Source organism: Chitinivorax tropicus, assembly GCF_014202905.1.
In the GTDB taxonomy this organism is placed as follows: Bacteria; Pseudomonadota; Gammaproteobacteria; order Burkholderiales; family SCOH01; genus Chitinivorax; species Chitinivorax tropicus.
The window spans coordinates 80,453-100,728 of the sequence record NZ_JACHHY010000017.1 but is presented as its reverse complement, the minus strand read 5'-3'; the positions used below and the strand labels follow the sequence as shown (position 1 = coordinate 100,728).

Genomic DNA, 20,276 nt, shown 5'->3' with positions numbered 1-20,276 from the left:
GCGTCTCTCCCAATTGTTGGTATTGTCTGGTTGCGTTGGCTGTGCATCGATCAAAGGTTGATGGGATCGGAACCATCAAACCTGTGATATGGAGTCGGCGGGTCAGGAAATCATATCAATCGAACCGGTTGGTTCGACGGCCTGCAAGAAAAAAGCCGACCATATCGGTCGGCTTAGTCTATTTCAGCGCTGGGACTGGCGTCCACTGCCAAATCAGCCCTGTTTGGCCCAGGAATCCTTCAGGCCAACCGTGCGGTTGAACACAGGTTTGCCGCCTGGCAGATGATCGTCACGGTCGGTCACGAAATAGCCAATGCGTTCAAACTGATAGCGTGTCTCCGGTGCGGCATCCCTGACGCACGCTTCGACGTAGCCGGTCACCACTTTCAGCGAGTTTGGATTGATGAACTGCTTGAAATCGACGTATTCGCCCCCTTCGCCACGCACTGCGTCGGGGCGTTCCACGGTGAACAAGCGATCATACAGGCGCACCTCCGCTTCAATAGCATGTTCTGCCGATACCCAGTGAATGACGCCTTTCACTTTGCGCCCAACCGGGTTCTGCCCCAAGGTGGCGGGGTCGAGTGAGCATTTCAGCTCGGTGATGCGTCCTTCTGCGTCTTTGATCACCTCATCACACTTGATCACATAGCTGTAGCGCAGCCGTACCTCACCACCTGCCGTCAGCCGTTGCCAGCCTGCGGGCGGCACTTCCGCGAAATCCTCTCGATCGATATAGATGACCGGCGCAATGGGCACCTCGCGCTCACCGAATTCCGGGTGGTGCGGGTGGAAAGGCGCGGCGCGCGAGCCGGTGACGCCTGGCTCGAAATTGGTCAAGGTGACTTTGATTGGATCGAGCACGGCCATGACACGGGGGGCACCGGCTTCCAATGTCTCCCGCACGGCACCTTCCAGCACCGAGTAGTCCATCACGTTCTCGCTTTTCGAGATGCCACAACGCTGCGCAAACAGGCGGATGCCCTCTGGGCTGTAGCCACGGCGGCGCATGCCGGAGACGGTAGGCATGCGCGGGTCGTCCCAGCCGGAAACCAAGCCCTCAGTCACCAACTGATTCAATTTGCGCTTCGAGGTCACGGCGTATAACAACTCGGCGCGTGAGAATTCGATCTGCTGCGGGTGGCAGTCGATCTCGACATTGTCGAGCACCCAGTCATACAGCGGGCGATGAGCCTCGAATTCGAGTGTGCACAGGCTGTGGGTGATGTGTTCCACCGCATCGGAAATGCAGTGGGTGTAGTCATACATCGGGTAGATGCACCACTTGTCACCAGTGCGGATGTGGTGGGCACGGCGGATACGATAGAACACCGGGTCACGCAGATTCAGGTTGGGCGAGCTCATGTCGATCTTCAAGCGCAGGGTTCTGCTGCCGTCAGGGAATTCACCCGCCTTCATACGGCGGAACAAATCCAGGTTTTCCTCCACGCTACGCTCGCGATATGGACTGTTCTGACCTGGCCTGGAGAAATCGCCACGATACTCGCGCATCTGCTCAGCCGTCAGCTCGCACACGAATGCTTTGCCAGCCCGGATCAGGTCTTCGGCAAAGGCGTACAGGCGATCGAAGTAATCCGATGCCCATTTCACCTCACCATCCCACTGGTAGCCCAGCCACTTGATGTCAGCCTGGATGGATTCCGCATATTCGACGGATTCCTTCTCTGGGTTGGTGTCATCAAAACGCAGATTGCACTTGCCCTGGTAGTCTTCTGCCAGGCCGAAATTCAGGCAGATCGATTTGGCGTGGCCGATGTGCAGATAGCCATTCGGCTCGGGCGGAAAGCGGGTGATGATCCCTTTGTGCTTGCCGGTGGCGAGGTCGTCGTCGATGATCGAACGGATGAAATTGGAAGTGACTGGAGTCGTATTATCGCTGCTCATAATGCACGTGGCCGGGAGAAAATCATGTAAATGCGTGATTTTAACCTAAAACGGTAGAGTAACGCGCCACTGCGTGGTGAGCTGCGCCTCGGGGGCGCCATACTCAAGAGCCGCCGCTGCCGGTAGATGGGGTGCGCGGCAATATCCGGCCTCAGGCGCGGAACATGAAATACACCGCCCCCAGGATGCATAGGGCCGCCCAGACATAGTCCCATTTGAACGGCTGTTGCATGTAGAGCACCGCAAAGGGAATGAAGATCGACAATGAAATGACTTCTTGGATGATCTTGAGCTGTGAGAGGCTCAACGTGGTGTGGCCGATCCGGTTGGCAGGCACTTGCAAAAGGTATTCGAACAAGGCGATGCCCCAGCTGGCCAACGCTGCGAGATACCAAGGCTTGCCCGCCATGTCCTTCAGATGGGCATACCAGGCGAAGGTCATGAAGACATTGGAGAGCGAGAGCAGTAGGACGGTCTGAAATGTGGGCGACATGCGATTTTCAAAAAAGGTTGATCGTACAAAGCCTTGATGGGTTTTGCCAATATGGGCGGGCCGTGCCCGGTGTCCGAATCCTCTGCCTGGATCGGTTCGCAAAACGTTACCAGACGGATAGGCTGTTGTAGAACAGCCAATTTGCAGACAGCTTCTGATAAAATTTGCGGATTATGCGCCCTTGGAATGTGACTCCCTTCACCATGAAATTGCGTCCGATCGTCTCCGCCGCTATGTTTGCTCTGTTGCCGCTGATCTCCGTACAGGCAGCAGAGCCCCAGGAAATTGCCAAGATGGCCAAGCAGGGCCAGTACGCTCAAGCATTGGAGCGCGCTGATAAATTCCTGGCGGCCAACCCGAAAGATGCACAGGTGAGATTTCAGAAAGGGTTGATCCTGGCTGAGATGAACCGCACGCCAGAAGCGATCAAGGTGTTCACTGCCTTGTCAGAGGAATACCCAGAGCTGCCAGAGCCTTACAATAATCTGGCGGTGCTGTATGCCTCGCAAAATCAATATGACAAAGCCCGCCAGGCGCTCGAAATGGCGATTCAGACCCACCCGAGTTATGCGGTCGCCCATGAAAACCTGGGTGACATCTATGCCAAGCTGGCCAGTCAGGCCTACGATAAGGCATTGCAGCTCGATAAGGGCAACAACAATGCCAATACCAAATTGGCGTTGATCCGTGACCTGTTCAGCCGCACCGGCAAGGTGTTGCCATCTGCGGCACCCTTATCAGCCCCGGCACCTGCCGTTGCTGCGAAGCCCGCTGTGCCTGCACCTGCCGTGGTGGCGAAGCCAACACCTGCACCAGCACCTGCACCGGTTCCCGCCCCAGTCGCAGCACCGGCAGTCATCAACAAACCTGCTGAAAAGCCTGCTACTGCATCGACGCCGGAGTCCAAGCCTGAGCCAGCCAAACCTGCGGAGCCTGAGAGGCAAACGAAGACAGATGATGCCGTGGCGGATGATGTGCTCCGTGCGGTCAATAGCTGGGCGCAGGCTTGGTCTGACCGCAAGGTCGGTGCGTATCTGGATTATTATGGCAAGAGCTTCCGCCCGCCCAATGGCGAGCCACGGAACAAGTGGGAAGACGCCCGCCGTGACCGCATCAGCCGCGCCAAACGCATCGATGTCGGGATATTGCAGCCACAAGTCAGGCTGGAGTCTGCTGACCGGGCGGTTGTCTCCTTTACCCAGCGTTACAGCTCGGATGCGCTGAAGTCCACGACCGGCAAGACGCTGGTGCTGAATAAAACCGGTGGCCGTTGGCAGATCGTTGAGGAGCGGCTGGGCCGCTGACCATGAAATCGCGTGATCGTCGTCCATCCTTCAAGGTTGCCACCCGGCTGATCGTGGTAATGGTGGGGCTGTTGTATGTCGTGCCGCCCACAGCCAATTCGATGAGCTCGGGCATCGTGCGCTTGCCCAAGGCAATCAAGCAGGATTGGCTGGCCGCACTGCCCGGCAAACCTGAGGCCTTGCTGGTCGCCACGCTGCAGCGCATACAGGACGGGCATCTGCAGGATGCATTGCGCATCATCGATCGTTTGTTGTCGATCGAGCCGAATTACAAGCTGGCCCACCTGATCAAAGGCGACCTCTTGCTGGCCCGAAGTAGACCGCTGGACACCATGGGCGACGCACAGGGCGCATCTGCCGAGGCGGTGAATGATCTTCGCCACGAGGCACTGGTCCGCCTGTCCCGTTATCAAGCGCCGCCGCCCGCCGACGCCATTCCTGCGGATTTGTTACAGCTCGCCCCGGATCAGCCCCATGCCGTGGTGGTGGATACCACCAGGTCGCGCCTGTTTGTCTACAAAAACGATCATGGGGTGCCGCGCTACGTGGCGGATTACTACATCACCATCGGCAAGAAAGGCTTCGAAAAAGCCAAAGAGGGCGACCAGCGTACCCCGATCGGTGTCTACCAGGTCACATCCAGGCTGGAGCGGGCGAAACTCGATCAGCTTTATGGCAAGCAGGCTGAGCTGTACGGCATCGGTGCATGGCCGCTGAACTACCCGAATGAATGGGACCGACGGCAAAAGCGGGGGGGGTCGGGTATCTGGCTGCATGGCACACCATACGATACCTATAGCCGCGCGCCGCTGGCCAGCAACGGCTGTGTAGTGTTGACCAACCAGGACATGGGCGAGGTGGGCCAGTGGTTGCAGATCGGTGGCACGCCGGTGGTGATCTCCAATGGTGTGAAATGGGTCAGCCGCCAGGAGTGGCAGGCCCAGCGGGCGTTGCTGGGCAAGCAATTGGAGCGCTGGCGGCAGGATTGGGAAAGCCTGGATACCCAGCGCTATTTAACCCATTACTCGGCTGGATTTGCAGCCGATGGCGTGGATCTCGCCAAATGGTCAAAGCAGAAGCAACAAATTCATGAGAGCAAGACCTGGGCCAAGATCCAGTTATCCAATGTCAGTATTCTGCGTTACCCTGCAGCCATGCCGATGGCGCTGATCACCTTTGATCAGTACTATCAAAGCAACAATCTGGCCCATCAGATGAAAAAGCGCCAGTTCTGGGCTTTTGAGGATGGGCGCTGGCAGATTGTCTATGAGGGCACCGGCTGACCTGCGAGCTGTCCGCATCGTGTGGTTCCCGCATATCCATCTCAACAGCGTCTGGCCGACGGCGTGATGGCTGCGCCCGGTGGTTTGAGCTGTTCCCCCGATGTGGCGCAGAATACGTGGATGTCATGAGCTAGGCCGATGGCAAGGTCCCTTGGCCTGGCAGGCAGATCGTCAGAATCGACTTGGCCGGTATGGGGCGCCCAGCCGGCTGTTTCAAATCCTTTCAGGAGGTATTATGCACATCATGCAAAAAATGGTGTTGGGAGCCATGTTCACCCTGGCCGCCAATGTGTTCGCCGCTGACCCAGTGGTGGAAATGAAGACCAGCATGGGCACCATCAAGCTGGAGCTGTATCCCGAAAAAGCCCCTAAGACAGTCGAGAACTTCCTGCAATATGTGAAAAATGGGCACTATAAGGGCACCGTTTTCCATCGCGTCATCCCTAATTTCATGATCCAAGGGGGCGGTATGACCCCTGACATGGCTGAAAAAGCCACCAAAGCCCCGATCAAGAACGAAGCGGACAATGGCTTGAAGAATGAGATCGGCACCGTTGCCATGGCGCGGACGGCGGACAAAGACTCTGCCACAGCGCAGTTCTTCATCAACGTCAACAACAACGGTTTCCTCGATCATGGCGTGCGTGACTTCGGCTATGCCGTGTTTGGCAAGGTCGTCGAGGGCATGGATGTGGTGAACAAGATCGTGGCTGTACCGACCGCCAATAAAGGCATGCACCAAAATGTGCCGCAAAAGCCGATCACCATCGAGTCTGTCAAAGTGCTGAAAGAGGGCGAAGCGCCCGCTGCGGCCAAATAACAGATTCAACCCCGGTAGACCCGAGGCGTATTGCCAATTTGGTCTACACTTTGAATCAACCCATAACGGGGGCTGCAAGCCCCCTTCAACACAAGGAATCCATCATGGCCAGCGTCAAGCTAGTGACCAATTTTGGCGAAATCGTCATTGAAATGAACGAGGCGAAAGCGCCTGTGACGGTTGAAAACTTTCTGCAGTATGTGCGCGATGGCCATTACAACGGTACCATTTTCCACCGTGTCATCAAGGATTTCATGATTCAAGGCGGCGGGTTTGCGTCAGGCATGAATCAGAAGCCCACCCGTGAGCCAATCAAGAACGAGGCGGACAATGGCTTGAAGAATGACCTCTACACCATCGCCATGGCCCGTACGCCTGATCCACACTCTGCATCGGCGCAGTTCTTCATCAACACTGCCGACAATGATTTCCTGAACTTCACCTCGCCTGACGCCCGTGGCTACGGCTATGCAGTGTTTGGCAAGGTCACGGCTGGCCAGGACGTGGTTGACCAGATCCGCCAGGTGAAGACCGGCTCGAAGGGCTTCCATCAGGATGTGCCGGTAGAGGATGTCGTGATTCAAAGCGCTGAGATCATTTGATCACTTGGCTCTGCTGACCCGGTTTCATAGTCTGTGCGATGGAACATGTCAGCAAGCCCTGACCCCCACCTGGAACGGGCGCTTGGCGCCCGTTTTTTCGTTGAGCCAATATGAAGCCGATCTATTTCATTTCCGACCTGCATCTGACACCAGACGAGCCAGCAACCGTAGCTTTGTTCCAGCAGTTTTGCGAGGAACATGCCAAGCACGCCGGGGCGCTCTATATCCTGGGTGACTTTTTTGAATACTGGGCTGGCGATGATGACCTGGCCGCGCCGTTCAACCAGCAGGTGACAGGGCAATTGCATGCGCTTAGCCAACAAGGCATACAGATCTATCTGCAACACGGCAATCGGGACTTCCTGCTGGGTGCGCAATTTGCAGAGCAAGCCGGGCTGACGCTGTTGCCCGATCCCTACCCACTGACCTTGAATGGATTGAGTCTGGTGTTGTCTCACGGGGATGCCTTGTGCACTGACGATGTCGAATATCAACAGTTCCGCACCATGGTGCGAAACCCACAATGGTTGGGCCAGTTTTTGCAGCAACCACTGGCAGCACGCAAGGCAGTCATCGAGCAGATCCGTCAGAAAAGTGAAATGGCCAAGCAGAGCAAGGCGACCGCCATCATGGATGTCAACCGGCAGGCTGTATTGTCCCTGCTGAGCGAAACACGCTGTGATTGGCTGATCCACGGGCACACGCATCGACCGGGCCGTCATGTCTACCCTGTCGCGGACAAGCAGGCGATCCGGATGGTCTTGCCGGATTGGTATGGTGGCGCAGGCGGCTATCTGGTGTTCGACGAGCAGGGCTGGCAGTTGCGGCACTATGGGCCCGAGCGACCACCGACATGTCTGTTTGAGACGGCGCGCACCTTGGTGCGCGAGCTGCGGCGGAGCGACCTGGATGCGTTGACACGTCTGTGCGCGAATCCTCAGACCATTGCATTCATGGGGGATGGCAAACCGCTGGATGATGCAACCGTGCGTTATTGGATCGAACGGCTGATGCTGGGTTATGAGCGTTGGCAATACGGTACGTTCGCGGTGATGGATCGGAGCAGTGACACCATGATCGGGTTTGTCGGGATCAGCTCGCCCACGGATCAGCCACGAGAGCTGATCTATGCGTTTGAGCCGTCTGTCTGGGGGCAGGGCTTGGCAACAGAAGTCGGGCAAGCTTTCCTGGCATATGCACAGGCCAATTGGCTCATCACCGACCTGCAGGCGAGCGTTGCGGCAGAGCATCTGGCCTCCGCCAGAGTGCTGGCAAAGCTGGGTTTCCAGTACTTGCGGGAAGAGCAGGACGACCAGGGCACGGTGTGCCATTACCAGTGGCGGGCGTGAGTCCTTCGCTGCATGTGGTCAATGTACATTTTCTGTTTCTGCGTCAATGTATTGCCGATTGTTTATGTGCGGAATCAGTGAAATACAGATGGGCGCTGGCAGGTGTCAAAAAACCGGTGCTACAATGCCCCGCGGAGGCTGGATTGAACGCAGTCAAGCCCGCTGTGCTGGGTTGTGCTGCTTGGCCCCCTGTTGAGGTGCTGTCGATATCCGTTCTGGGCTCATGCCGTGAGATGGTATCGATGGTGCCCAGAGTCTGTTCAATATGCTGCTGCGCGATGGTGAAGCAGGCATGTCAGCGGTTCTAGCCGGTTGATGCAGTCAGGGGCATCCCGGTGTTTGAGCCGTGCCGTGTTGTGCGGATGATCGCATAGCACAGCACTTGGGCAGGTTCCGAGAAATAGAGGCAGACAACACAAGAGGCAGAATGTGAGCAACTTCAAAGTGGAGGGGTCGGCACTGCTGTTGGCAGTGTTGATGGGCAGCGTCACGCTGCATGCCCAGGCCAAGGGCGATGCCCAGGCGGGCGCCAAAAAGAATTCGATGTGTATCGGCTGTCATGGCATCGAAACCTATAAAACTGCATTTCCCCATGTCTATTCCGTGCCCAAGATTGCCGGGCAGCATCCGCAATACATCGTGAAAGCGCTACAGGCTTATAAGGCAGGTGAGCGAAGTCACCCCAGCATGTTGGGCATTGCCGGTAGCCTGAGTGATCAGGATATGGAAGATCTGGCTGCCTATTACGGCGCAGCCAAATGAGGAGCAGGCAATGAAACGGAGATACGGCTTATTCATCATGCTGGCTGGTTTGGCTGGTGCGCAGGTGGCGGCGGCGGATATCGAGGCTGGCAAGGTCAAGTCTGAACAGGTGTGTGTGGCCTGTCATGGCCAGGGGGGCAATAGCGCCAATCCTGACTTTCCCAAGCTGGCAGGGCAATACCGCGATTATCTGGCCCAGGCGCTGAATGACTACAAAAGCGGTAAGCGCAAAAATGCCATCATGGGCCCACAGGCACAAGGTCTTACCAAGCAGGACATCCAGAATCTGGCAGCCTATTTTTCAGCCCAGCCAGGCGAGCTGACTGTCAAGCAGTGAATTGTGCTACGCTTGCACGAAATGGCCGGTCAACCGGCCATTTTTCTTTGCCTGGCCTTGCCAGTGACCGCGTGGGTATCTTCAAAAGGATGGAAATGGAAGTAGTACGTTGTGACCTGAGGCATCTTGATCAGGTAGCTGGTTTGTTCGATGAATATCGGCAATTTTACGAGCAGCCCAGCCATATCGAGGCGGGGCGTCATTTTCTGGAGCACAATCTACTGCACGACAAAGCATTGCTGTTCATGGTGCAGCTAGAAACTGGTGAAGTTGTGGGTTTCGCGCAGCTTTACCCCTCCTACTGTTCGATAACTCTGAAAAAGTATCACTACCTGTCAGACCTGTATGTGCGCCCCAGCGCGCGCCGCCATGGTTGTGCCCGTTTTCTGATGCGCTATCTGATCGATCATTTCGAGGCCCAGCAGATTGGCCGCCTGACGCTGGAGACGGCAACGAGCAACCATGCGGCACAAAGCCTGTATGAGTCGCTGGGCTATGAGCGGGAGCAGGTCTTTCTCACCTACCACTATCTGTATCGATAAATGACGGCACCGGCTTAGCCTGCTGTCGCGTCCAGCCCGAGCTTGCGCCGCAAGCAACCCAGGTAGATGGCGGGGTCGGGCCCGGTCTGGTAGCGCTGGGCATGCCAGATCATTTCAGCCAGACAGTCCATCATCTCATGCTGTGCGGCGTGCTCGTCCTGCTGCTGTTCACACAATTGCAGATACAGTGCTTTGACACCAACAGGCTGGTCGATGGACAGCTGCTCCTCGATTGCCAGATGCATCGAGAGGTGCAGAAAAGGATTGGTATCGCCATGCTCTGGCAGATAGTCCCGATCCAGATGCCGCGCTGGGGCATCCAACAAGCCATGGTATTCCGGATGCGCCACCAGAATGCCGACCGTGATTTTCTCCAGATCCGTCAGCGGGTGCTGATCACGGAACTTCCTCCAGGCATCGAACAGAAACTGGCGGGCTTGATCGCGAGTAGGGTTGAACATGTGATTTCCGTGTTTAAAGCGTAGGCCAGCACAGGCTGAAAACGACACTGTTGTCGAGCATGCGGGTTGGTTGGCCAGGGGCAATCTGCCCGTTGCCATACAGACCTAGTAACGGGGTGTTGGGGAAATGGCGGCGGAACTGCTGTAAATCAAGATCTTCACCACCATAAAATGCCGGGCCCCGCCCCGCGCTGGTGAACATCAGGCCAAAGCTTGGCGGGGTGTTGGTATCGGCTGTCATGGCCTCCAGCAGGCTGGCTGTCTCCTGCTCGCTGTACAAGGCTTGGCGCAGCCCCCAGAAGACACGCTGGCCAGGCTCCAGCTTACGGGTGATGGTAATGCTGCCTTCGTCAAGGCAAAGCAGTGGGCAGGGTACGATGTCATGCCCCATTTCCACCAGCAAGGCCACGCGTGTTTCCAATTGGCGGCGCGAGGTGGCCCGCTCATAGCCGGGCAGCACCCGTTGCAGGCTTTGCCAGGGGGGCATGCCGTCCAGGCTGCTGATGGTAAACCCCTGGCAAGCCGTCACCGCAAGCGCATCGGCCAGCGGTCGATAACCATGTCCTGCTGCGGCCCGGCACCGCATGCCGTTCATGCGCAGATCCACATTGCCCTCCATGACCGACCCGGCATTGCGGAAAATGGCGTACGGCCCCTGGCCGGTGGCATCGCCCGCAACCCCGCCGAAGCGGCTACCAGGGCTATTGAGCCAGAGTTGGTTGATTGCGCTGGGGGCGGCCAGTGTCAGGAGCTGATCCGGCTCGCGGCTGACAGGGGCCGGGGCGATACCGACGCCTTCACCGAATACCAGCACGGCGGCAGCGGCGCCATCCAGCACCCATTCCTCCTCTGTGGCTAGGCCCATGGCCGTGCAGCCGAAGATCTGAGTCGTACCGGCTGTGCGTGCCACGGCACGCAAGGTGTGGGTGATATCCGCCGAAAAATCGCTGGTGAGGAACAGCAACATGCTCTCGACCCGCGCCAGCCCGGCTGCGACGCGGGCTGATTCGATGACCTCCATCACCAGCTCTGCGCTGGGCTGTCGGGCGGTGGCGATGGCGGAGGCGACTTTCATACAAGGCTCGATAAAAAGGTTGGCATTATACGTACCAAGAGCCAGTTGGGTGGGCTTGCCCGCCTGGACATAGCCACAAAACCCGGCAGCCAGCCGCCGGCGAAACGAGCAGATGCTGTCAGTGTCAGCCAGGTTTCGAACCACATACGTTGCGATGACCCGCGAGCTTCAGTAAAGTGCGGGGCGATACTACCCATCCGGCAGGAGCGTTTTAAGCATGACACTCAATGATGTGATTCGCCAGAATGTTGCCACTGCGCTGGCAGAGGACGTGGGGAGCGGCGATTTGACCGCACAATTGATTCCCGCTGATCGGCAAGGCGAAGCGACCGTCATCTCGCGCGAGGCGGCGATTATTTGTGGCCAGGCATGGTTTGAGGCTGTGTTTCAGCAGGTCGATGCAGCCGTATCGATTGCTTGGCATGTCAAGGAAGGCGCACGGGTGGCCCCAGGTGATGTGCTGTGCGAGCTGCGTGGCTCGGCTCGGTCGTTGCTGACGGGCGAGCGTAGCGGGCTGAATTTCCTGCAGACCTTGTCAGCCGTGGCCACTGTGACCAGTCAATACGCGGCTGCGGTGGCAGGAACCCGCGCCAAAGTCATGGATACGCGTAAAACCCTGCCTGGATTGCGCCATGCCTTGAAGTACGCGGTGACGGTGGGCGGGGGATATAATCAACGGATCGGCTTGTTCGATGGCATTCTGATCAAAGAGAATCACATCATGGCGGCGGGCTCGATCGATGCGGTGTTGAGCCAAGCCAAGGCGCTGGCCAAGCCAGGGGTGACAATCCAGATCGAGGTGGAGACACTGGCCCAATTGCAGCAGGCATTGGAGGCGGGCGCCACCTTGATTCTGTTGGACAATATGACACTCGATCAGATGCGCGAAGCCGTCGCAATCACCGCAGGGCGCGCAGAGCTGGAAGCCAGCGGCGGCGTCGGGTTGGACACCGTGGCGGCCATTGCGGCGACTGGCGTGGATCGGATCTCGATCGGGCGGTTGACCAAAGACATCAAGGCCATTGATCTGTCGATGCGTTTCAAGATGTGAGCATCGTCGGGGGCGGCCCCGATCAACAGAAGCGGGTCAGAGCCGTTTGCCGCGTTCAATGCATACACCAACCCGCTTTACCCCGCGCAGCAGCCCGATCTTGGCAACACTGATGCGCACCCACGGCGCACCGAATTCGCTCAGGATCAACTGCGCGATATGCTCGGCCAGGGCTTCCAGCAGCAGAAAGTGCTGCTCCGCCAAGGTTTGTCGCAAACGCTCAACGACCTTGCCATAGTCGATGGTGTCGTTGATATTGTCTGTTTGACAGGCGACGGTCTGGGGCAGGCCGATTTCGAGGTCGAGCTGTAATGTCTGGGGCGCTTGGCGCTCCCACTCGTAGACACCGATCAAAGTGTCGATACGGACTTCGTGAACAAAAATGATATCCATCGTGATAAGCGCGGCAGGTTGGCGGGGTTGTCCCGATATGGCTGCGAAGCGCGATGCCTTACAATCAAAGCGGACTATTCTAGTGGAATTGCCATGCTCTCGATAGCGTCAGCTGTTGTTGCTTATTTGATCGGTTCACTTAGCTTTGCTGTTCTTGTCAGCCGCGTGTTCGGTCTGGCCGATCCGCGCACCTATGGTTCCAACAACCCGGGTGCAACCAATGTGCTGCGTAGCGGCAACAAAGCCGCCGCCGCGCTGACCTTGCTGGGTGACGCCATCAAGGGTTGGTTGGCGGTGTTTCTGGCCGAGAGCTTCGCACCACAGCTCGGCCTGACGCAATCCGATATCGCCTTGGTGGCGTTGGCCGTGGTGGTGGGCCATATGTGGCCGGTGTTCTTCCGCTTCAAGGGTGGAAAAGGTGTGGCAACCGCCGCCGGTGTGTTGTTCGCGCTCAATATATGGGTGGGCTTGGCGACCTTGCTGGTGTGGATGATCGTCACTCTCTTGTTGCGGATCTCGTCGCTGTCTGCCCTCTGTGCTGCCATGGCCAGCCCGGTCGTCGCTTACCGTTTCATCGGCCACACTGAGACAGTCGCGGTGGTTGCCATCATCGCGGCGCTGCTGATATATCGCCACAAGCGTAATATCATCGGCTTGTTGTCCGGCAAGGAAAGCCGTATTGGACAACGTGTCAAGTGACATAGCGGTGCCGGGCCGATATCCCTGTCACGGCATCTACTGAACTGCCTTTCCCAAAGCCGCTTCTGCGGCTTTTCGTTTATCTGCTTGCAGATGTATTTCAAATGTCATGTTGTTGCCTCCTATCGCGATTTCATCTTGATGCAGAGGACATTCATACAGCCAGTCATTGCCTAGGGTGATGTCTCGGGCCACGGTGGGGCGGTCTGCCTCGCCTGGTAGTGAGGTCGAAGGCTGGTCGATTGCCCGGATGGGCGCCATCCACGGCCACACCTCGTGGGCTGAGGCGACTCTGCTGTTAGCGCTGCATTTTGCGACGAGAGGGGCATGAGTGAGACACGGTCTTCGATCGTATCGCCATGCAGGAATGGCCGCGCCGTTTCAACGTCCCTGATGAGGTGTTGATGCAGTACAAGGCCGCCTTGTTATATACCCCCAAGCTGATCCCCGGCACGACCCTGCCTGAGCGGCTATAAGCTGCAGGTCCATCACGGCCAGGGTGGCGCCATTGAGCTAGGACTGTTGATGGGGGAGGGGCGCTGATATTGGCGCACCTTGTTCTTTATACCTATAGGGGGTATATTGAAAGCAATACAGTCGCCCGATGATCAATATGTCCACCCCGCCCGCCTACCCGCAACATCTGAGCCTGCCCATTGAAGGCATGACCTGTGCAGCATGTGCAGCGCGCATCGAGAGGGTATTGAATCGTTTGCCGGGGGTGGCAGCCAGTGTCAGTTTCGGGTCGGAAACGGCTGAAATCGATTTGTCGGCAAGTGGCCATGCGGAATCGGTCATCCAGGCCATTCAGCGGGCTGGTTTCCGGGTGCCTGTTGCACAGCATGAGCTGGCGGTGAAGGGCATGACTTGTGCAGCCTGCGCGGGTCGAATCGAGCATGTCCTCAACCGCCTGCCTGGCGTGATGGCGCAGGTGAATGTTGCTGCTGAAACCGTACAGCTGACGCTTCAGCCTGCCTCAACAACGCTGGATGAGGCTGTGGCGGCCATTCATCAGGCGGGCTACGAGGCCAGCCCACTGCAGACTGATTTGACGGTGCCCACCAGAGGAGATCGTGGTGAAATATACCTGATGGGGGTATCAGCGCTGCTGACCATGCCACTATTGGCCCAGATGGTGGGCATGATGGTGAATCGACATGACTGGATGTTGCCGAACTGGGTGCAGTTCCTGCTCGCCACACCCGTCCAGTTCTGGGTGGGATGGCGCTTCTATGCAGGGGCGTGGAAGGCGTTGCGTGGTGGCGCGGCCAATATGGATGTGTTGGTGGCGCTGGGTACTTCTGCGGCTTGGTTGTTCAGCACGGTGGTCTGGTTGAGGCAAGGCGGTGGCCATGTCTATTTCGAGGCCAGTGCAGCGGTGATCACGCTGGTGCTGTTGGGTAAGTGGCTGGAAGGCCGTGCCAAGCACAAAACCCTGGCGGCTTTGCAGGCACTTGCCAAGCTCACACCGCAGACCGCTCATATCGAACAGCAGGGGCGGCTGGTCGAGGTGCCTGCGGCCAGCCTGCAGGTGGGGGATCGCTTTGTGGTGTTGCCAGGGCAGGCCATTCCGGTAGATGGTGTGGTGGAGCGGGGCGTCAGCACGGTCGATGAATCGACCTTGACCGGCGAAAGCCTGCCGGTCGGCAAGCAGGCTGGCAGTAAGCTGTATGCCGCGACCATCAATCATGATCAGATTTTGTATGGGTGCGCCACCCAGACTGGTGCCCAGACCCAATTCGCCCAGATCATCAAGCTGACTCGTCAAGCGCAGGGCAGCAAAGCGCCTATCCAACAGCTGGCGGACAAAGTGGCGGCTGTGTTCGTGCCGACGGTATTGATCTTGGCCGCGCTGACGTGGGTGGGCTGGTGGTGGCTGGCAGGCTTTGAGACAGGGCTGATCAATGCCGTGGCGGTGTTGGTGATCGCCTGCCCATGTGCATTGGGCTTGGCCACGCCGACGGCGGTCATGGTCGCCAGCGGCCTGGCTGCGCAGCATGGCATTTTGATCAAGCATGCGACCGCGCTGGAGCACGCGGGGAAGCTGACCACCATCGCCTTTGACAAAACGGGCACCTTGACCGCCGGCCAGCCCACTGTGGCGGCTGATTGGCAGCGAGGTGCAAACCCGCCACAGGTTGATGCGGTGCTGGCTGCATTGGTGCAGGGGTCACGTCATCCGTTGACTGATGCACTCGCCCACTGGTTGTCAGCCCGCCCGATCGTGCCGTTACCCAGTGCGGTGGTGAACAGCGAGCCCGGCCAAGGGGTGTGGGCGGATGTTGACGGTTGCCGCTATCGCCTGGGGGCGGTGGCTTGGTTGGGCGTGGCAGAGTCTGAACTGGCTGGCGTGCCGCTGCAGACCTGGCGTCAACAGGGTTGGGCGGTCAGCGGCCTAGCCTGCAATGGTATGCTGTTGGCGGCTTTTGCCATGGCGGACCCGATCCGTGCGGACTCGGCCATGGCCATGCAGCGCTTGCAGCGGCTAGGGGTGCGGAGCGTGATGCTGACGGGTGACCACGCTGCTGCTGCCCAGGCGATTGCTCAAGCCGCAGGTATCGATCAGTGGCAAGCGCAGCTGTTGCCTGCCGATAAAATCGCCGCTTTGCATCAGCTCAAGCAGCCAGGACAACAGGTCGGCATGGTTGGCGATGGCGTGAACGATGCCCCCGCGCTGGCCGCTGCCGACATCAGCTTTGCCATGGGCAGTGGCACGGATGCTGCTGTTGCGGCCTCGGACATTACCTTGAAACGCAACAGCCTGCATGCGGTGGCGGATGCCATTGAATTGTCTCGGGCGACATTGCGAAAGATCCGCCAGAACCTGTTTTTTGCTTTCATCTACAACGTGTTGGGGATTCCGCTGGCGGCAGCAGGTCTGTTGAACCCCGTGATCGCAGGGCTGGCCATGGCCCTGAGTTCGGTCTCGGTGGTGTCCAATGCCCTATTGCTGAAGCGCTGGCGGCCAAGCCGCCTCTGAACGACCAACTGATCAGGAGTATTGAGCCATGGAATATGTGCAATTGAATGTGTCCGGCATGAGCTGCGGTGGCTGTGCCAATAGCATCACCAAGGCCTTGCAAGCCTTGGCTGGCGTGGCACAGGTGGATGTCGAGCTGGCCACGGGCAAGGTGGGTGTCCGCTTTGATCCGGCCCAGACCCCAATCGATGCCTTACAGGCAGCGATCGAAGCGGCGGGTTTCGATGTCGTCTGATGCGTCAGAATCCTGTTGTACCGACTCGGCGCTGAAAACCGTCCAGCCCCATAAGCGCCAACTGCTACAGCGCTTGAAGCGGGTGGAGGGCCAAGTGCGGGGCATTGCCAACATGGTGGAGGCCGATCGCTACTGTGTCGATGTGTTGACACAGGTCCAGGCTGCCCGCGCAGCCCTGGACGCCGTTTCGCTGCAGATTATGCAAGACCATTTACGGGGTTGCGTGCAGAAGGCGGTGCAGCAGGGTGAGGGCGAGCGGGTGATTCAGGAGATGGTCGGTCTATTGGCCAAATGGAGGGGGTAAAGCCGACCGCATCTGACTGTTGAGCGATTGGGCGTGCAACGCCCTGGTTTTCCCGTTTCAGAACTCGATGAGCGTGTCGATCGGCATGGGTTTGCCGATGCCATAGCCTTGTGCAAAATCCACGCCGATCTGTCTGAGCTTGTCCAAAATGTCATCATTTTCAACAAATTCGGCAATCGTCTGCAGCCCCATCACATGGCCGATATGGTTGATCGATTCGACCATGGCGGTGTCGATGGGGTCATGCAGCATATCCTTGACAAAGCTGCCATCGATCTTCAGGTAATCAACTGGCAGGTGCTTCAGGTAGCCGAATGAGGACATGCCGCTGCCAAAGTCATCCAGCGCAAAGCGGCAGCCCAGCGACCGCAGCTCGCGAATGATGTGGGTGGCACCATTCAGATTGGCGATGGCGGCGGTTTCGGTCACTTCGAAGCAGATCATGTCGTGCGGGATCATGAATTCCTCGAACAGATTCCGAATGAAGGGCAGTAAGGATTCGTCCCCCAGCGAGCCCCCGCACAGGTTGATGGCGCAGGCGGAAAGTTGCGGCAGGCGGGTGCGGTATTCGTGGATGAAGGCGAATAGGTTGCGGATCACCCATCGATCGATGGCGGGCATGAGGTTGTAGCGCTCGGCGGCAGGGATGAAGCGGCCTGGCGGGATGAAATCGCCGTTCTCATCGATCATTCTGAGCAATACCTCGAAGTGCAGACCCTCCTCCGTGGCGTTGATCGGCTTGATCTTTTGATAACACAGCTGGAACCGGTTCTGGTTGAGTGCCTTGTGCAGGCGGGCGACCCATTCCATTTCACCATGTCGTATCTGGACTTCCATGTCTTCTGCATGATGGACATGGACCCGATTTCGACCTTTCTCCTTGGCCAGATAACAGGCCGTGTCCGCCGCGCTCATCAGGGTGGCGATGTCCAGCGAGCCGCTGGTGAAACTGACCAGGCCAATGCTGGCACCGACGGAAAACAGCTTGTTGTCCCACGCGAAATGGAATTCCGCCACGGTTGAGCGCAGAAGCTCGGCAATACGGGTGGCGATGTTGGTCGGGCAGGTTTCCAGCAGGATGGCGAACTCGTCACCTCCCATCCGTGCAAAGGTGTCGGCGGCTCGGAGCTGGTTTTGCATCAAGGCTGACAGCTGTTTCAACAGCTCATCTCCTGCAATATGGCCACAGGTGTCGTTGACGACCTTGAACTGATCGAGATCCAGGTACAGCAATGCGTTGGGCATGTCGCTACGCTCGTGTTGCAATACCCGGTTCAGCCGTAGCTCGAATTCCCGACGATTGAGCAGGCCTGTCAACGCATCATGCGTGGCCTGGTAGGTCAGCTTGGCGGCCAGCTCGCGAGAGTGGCTGACATCACGGAAGACCAATACGCCACCGATCAGCCTGCCAGTACGATCCCGAATCGGGGAGGCGGTTTCTTCGATCGCAAATTCTTCTCCATCCATCCGTAGCAATTCGGCATGGCCACTCGGGGTGACGGTGCGGCCTAGCACCAGAGCCTGCTGGACGGGGTCGGGCAAGGGCTCATGGGTCAATTCGTGGATGGTTTTGAAGACGAAACTCAGTGGCCTGTGCTGCGCGTCCTGCGGTAGCCAGCCTGTCATCTGTGCTGCAACTGGGTTCATGTATTGGATACGCAGCTCAGTGTCGGTGGTGATGACTCCCTCACCAATCGACTCCAATGTGACCTGGGCGCGCTCTTTTTCGGCAAACAGCGCCATCTCCGCCTGTTTGGTCTGTGTGATGTCACGCCCGGCCCCTCGGTAGCCGACGAAATGGCCGGTCATGTCAAAGACAGGCTTGCCTGACACGCAGAAATAGCGCTCGCGACCATCGGGATGGGTGACCTTATAGGTGAAGTCATGGAAGGGGGCATGCTTGCGCAGATCGGCCATGTGGCGCTCAAGCAGATGCGGCTCGGTCTCGAAGCCGTCCAGCTCCCAGCGTGTGCGGCCCTCGGCGTGCTCCGCCATGCTCCCCAGGCTGTCTTTGATGCCACGGGACAGGATATGCAAGCGATGTTCAGTATCGCTTTCCCAATGCCAATCAGAGGACAGATCAACCAGATCATCCAGGCGTTGACGCATCTCCTGCAGGGCTTGGTCTTTCATCACCAGATTGGAGATGTCGCGGATGGCCAGCAGATAGCCCTGGCGCTGACCATTCTGCTTGAGGCTGGGGGCCTGGTGGATTTCCAGGGTATGGACCTGACCATTCTGCTCTCGGTGATGGAGATAGCTGACCCGAACCCCATTGGTCATGCCACGAAAGATCTCGACCTGATCCGCTTGGCTCTGAATGCCGAGCGACGTGAGGTTGAGCTGCATGATGTGGGTGTCGGGCAGGTCCAATAAGCTGGGTACCTGATGGTTGATGTAGACCACGTTGCCATGTTTGTCGGTGGCAAGCAGCCCGTCAGCGGTGTGGTTCAGCAATTGCAGTTTCAGCTGATAGGCGTTTTGCAGCTGCTGTCCGTCTTGTTCCTTGATCTCCAGTGATTGTGATTGCCGTAGGTTCCGCGTCCACAGCATACCCATTACCCACGCCAAGGACAGGCTGATGAGCAGACCCATCAGCCAGATCATGTAGAAATTCGCCCGATGTGGCGGCGTCATGGCTGCACAGCTGATGCGTAAGGTGACTTCCCCCATCCGGATATCGATGGACTGCCGGGTCGGGTCGGCGGGTAAAGCCGAGGGCAGGTTTTCCATGATTGGCTTGGATGCGCGGCCTGGGGTGGGGTTGATGTCAACCGCCAGGTCGAGCTCCTGCTGTTGGGCCATACTTTGAATATCAGCCAGCATGCTGCCCAGCCTGACCGTTGCGAGCAGGATGCCTGCGAAGGCTCGCTGGCGCTGGTTGGTGCTCTCGACTGTTGCAGAGGTGTCATATACCGGCACCGCCACTGCCAGTGTGGGCTGGCGGTTGTCAAGTGGTATGGGGCTGGGAAAGGTATAGAGGGTGCCGCCGCTCCGCCGCAACACAACCACCTGGGCTGCGAGCACTGTGTGTAGATCCTGGCCGAGCAGATGCTCGTTGCCTCGGCTGGGAATGACCAATTCGATCTTCATATGCCCTTGGGAGTCGTCATCAGGGGCCTTCTTGATATAGCTGAGATAGGCTACAGAGGCGACGTCTGGCAGATTGGCCTGGGGCGAAAACTGGTATAGCGCACGTTGCAGGCGCATGGTGTCAACCGGTGGCTCGATCCAGGCATTGCGAATGCCCAGCAGCATGTCTCCGGTGCGTATCAGCTTGGCCTGCACGCGTTCTTTCACGCTATCCAGAAAGATACGATTGGCGTGGCTGTGCTCAATATTGACGGCATTTTGATAGAGCCAACCAAACAGAAAGGTCAGCAAGATGCCGCAAGCAAAAGTGATCAATGCAAATACAAAGGGCTGGTTGCTTCGCCGGTGTTGGATTGAAACGGTCATCGTACCTGTTCAAGCCTTTATGTATCGGTTTGGTCATCGCTGTGTCCAACCAGCTTCGGTAGTCGATCAGGTGAATCCGGGCCCGGTTGGCATCACTTGGATGACAGTGGCGAACCCATGGTTGCATGCCCATGGCACCGGGCTTTGAATGTATGCACATGCATTATAGGGTACCACTCGGAAACTGCTGGAATCAGGGTGCCTGATGAAACGATGAGGTGG

At 57.9% G+C, this 20,276-nt stretch carries 19 protein-coding genes; 13 read left to right on the top strand and 6 right to left on the bottom strand.

The genetic code is table 11. The features are described from left to right. Positions 1 to 213: 213 nt before the first annotated feature. The gene (locus tag HNQ59_RS13710; protein WP_184040514.1) at positions 214 to 1,905 is read right to left on the bottom strand and encodes a glutamine--tRNA ligase/YqeY domain fusion protein; all 1,692 of its coding nucleotides are present in this window, start codon (positions 1,903 to 1,905) and stop codon (positions 214 to 216) included. Positions 1,906 to 2,056: 151 nt separating this feature from the next. After that, positions 2,057 to 2,398: a DMT family protein gene (locus HNQ59_RS13705; RefSeq protein ID WP_184040512.1), complete on the bottom strand. Its 342-nt coding sequence runs from the start codon at positions 2,396 to 2,398 to the stop codon at positions 2,057 to 2,059. Between the two features lie 203 nt (positions 2,399 to 2,601). Here HNQ59_RS13705 and HNQ59_RS13700 point away from each other — a divergent pair, with 203 nt between their 5' ends. From HNQ59_RS13700 to HNQ59_RS13665, 8 genes are all read left to right on the top strand, one after another. Next, positions 2,602 to 3,702, top strand: a complete 1,101-nt coding sequence (locus HNQ59_RS13700) for a nuclear transport factor 2 family protein (protein WP_184040510.1) — start codon at positions 2,602 to 2,604, stop codon at positions 3,700 to 3,702. Between the two features lie 2 nt (positions 3,703 to 3,704). After that, a complete protein-coding gene (locus HNQ59_RS13695) occupies positions 3,705 to 4,985 on the top strand; it encodes a L,D-transpeptidase family protein (protein ID WP_184040508.1) in 1,281 nt (426 codons plus the stop codon). Positions 4,986 to 5,253: 268 nt separating this feature from the next. After that, the gene (locus tag HNQ59_RS13690) at positions 5,254 to 5,805 is read left to right on the top strand and encodes a peptidylprolyl isomerase (protein WP_425491395.1); all 552 of its coding nucleotides are present in this window, start codon (positions 5,254 to 5,256) and stop codon (positions 5,803 to 5,805) included. A 104-nt stretch (positions 5,806 to 5,909) separates the two neighbouring features. Then, positions 5,910 to 6,407: a peptidylprolyl isomerase gene (locus tag HNQ59_RS13685; protein ID WP_184040505.1), complete on the top strand. Its 498-nt coding sequence runs from the start codon at positions 5,910 to 5,912 to the stop codon at positions 6,405 to 6,407. Between the two features lie 110 nt (positions 6,408 to 6,517). Continuing rightward, complete coding sequence (locus HNQ59_RS13680) at positions 6,518 to 7,756, top strand: UDP-2,3-diacylglucosamine diphosphatase (protein ID WP_184040503.1); 1,239 nt, start codon at positions 6,518 to 6,520, stop codon at positions 7,754 to 7,756. Between the two features lie 477 nt (positions 7,757 to 8,233). Beyond that, complete coding sequence (locus tag HNQ59_RS13675) at positions 8,234 to 8,518, top strand: c-type cytochrome (RefSeq protein ID WP_184040559.1); 285 nt, start codon at positions 8,234 to 8,236, stop codon at positions 8,516 to 8,518. Positions 8,519 to 8,528: 10 nt separating this feature from the next. Next, positions 8,529 to 8,855 (top strand): c-type cytochrome, encoded by a 327-nt coding sequence (locus HNQ59_RS13670; RefSeq protein WP_184040500.1) that lies wholly within the window; start codon positions 8,529 to 8,531, stop codon positions 8,853 to 8,855. A 95-nt stretch (positions 8,856 to 8,950) separates the two neighbouring features. Next, a complete protein-coding gene (locus HNQ59_RS13665; RefSeq protein WP_184040497.1) occupies positions 8,951 to 9,397 on the top strand; it encodes a GNAT family N-acetyltransferase in 447 nt (148 codons plus the stop codon). A 14-nt stretch (positions 9,398 to 9,411) separates the two neighbouring features. Here the strand turns inward: HNQ59_RS13665 and HNQ59_RS13660 are convergent, their stop codons facing one another. After that, a complete protein-coding gene (locus HNQ59_RS13660) occupies positions 9,412 to 9,858 on the bottom strand; it encodes a DUF1841 family protein (RefSeq protein ID WP_184040494.1) in 447 nt (148 codons plus the stop codon). A 13-nt stretch (positions 9,859 to 9,871) separates the two neighbouring features. Next, complete coding sequence (locus HNQ59_RS13655) at positions 9,872 to 10,933, bottom strand: FIST N-terminal domain-containing protein (RefSeq protein WP_184040491.1); 1,062 nt, start codon at positions 10,931 to 10,933, stop codon at positions 9,872 to 9,874. A 217-nt stretch (positions 10,934 to 11,150) separates the two neighbouring features. Here HNQ59_RS13655 and nadC point away from each other — a divergent pair, with 217 nt between their 5' ends. Beyond that, positions 11,151 to 11,984, top strand: a complete 834-nt coding sequence (nadC, locus tag HNQ59_RS13650; protein WP_184040488.1) for a carboxylating nicotinate-nucleotide diphosphorylase — start codon at positions 11,151 to 11,153, stop codon at positions 11,982 to 11,984. Between the two features lie 36 nt (positions 11,985 to 12,020). On the opposite strand, the gene folB is transcribed toward nadC, so the two are convergent. Then, on the bottom strand, positions 12,021 to 12,377 hold the full coding sequence (gene folB / locus HNQ59_RS13645; RefSeq protein ID WP_184040485.1) for a dihydroneopterin aldolase: 357 nt from the start codon (positions 12,375 to 12,377) through the stop codon (positions 12,021 to 12,023). Between the two features lie 93 nt (positions 12,378 to 12,470). Here folB and plsY point away from each other — a divergent pair, with 93 nt between their 5' ends. The 4 genes from plsY (at position 12,471) to HNQ59_RS13625 (ending at position 16,595) form a co-directional block, all read left to right on the top strand. After that, positions 12,471 to 13,076: a glycerol-3-phosphate 1-O-acyltransferase PlsY gene (gene plsY, locus HNQ59_RS13640; RefSeq protein WP_184040482.1), complete on the top strand. Its 606-nt coding sequence runs from the start codon at positions 12,471 to 12,473 to the stop codon at positions 13,074 to 13,076. Between the two features lie 613 nt (positions 13,077 to 13,689). Continuing rightward, complete coding sequence (locus HNQ59_RS13635) at positions 13,690 to 16,056, top strand: heavy metal translocating P-type ATPase (RefSeq protein ID WP_246490999.1); 2,367 nt, start codon at positions 13,690 to 13,692, stop codon at positions 16,054 to 16,056. Positions 16,057 to 16,084: 28 nt separating this feature from the next. Next, the gene (locus tag HNQ59_RS13630; protein WP_184040478.1) at positions 16,085 to 16,291 is read left to right on the top strand and encodes a heavy-metal-associated domain-containing protein; all 207 of its coding nucleotides are present in this window, start codon (positions 16,085 to 16,087) and stop codon (positions 16,289 to 16,291) included. Next, positions 16,281 to 16,595, top strand: coding sequence for a metal-sensitive transcriptional regulator (locus tag HNQ59_RS13625; protein WP_184040475.1), 315 nt, complete (start codon positions 16,281 to 16,283; stop codon positions 16,593 to 16,595). Before HNQ59_RS13630 ends, HNQ59_RS13625 begins: the two co-directional genes overlap by 11 nt. Before the next feature lie 57 nt (positions 16,596 to 16,652). Here HNQ59_RS13625 and HNQ59_RS13620 read toward each other — a convergent pair whose 3' ends face one another. Next, positions 16,653 to 20,054: an EAL domain-containing protein gene (locus HNQ59_RS13620; RefSeq protein WP_184040472.1), complete on the bottom strand. Its 3,402-nt coding sequence runs from the start codon at positions 20,052 to 20,054 to the stop codon at positions 16,653 to 16,655. Positions 20,055 to 20,276: the final 222 nt, after the last annotated feature.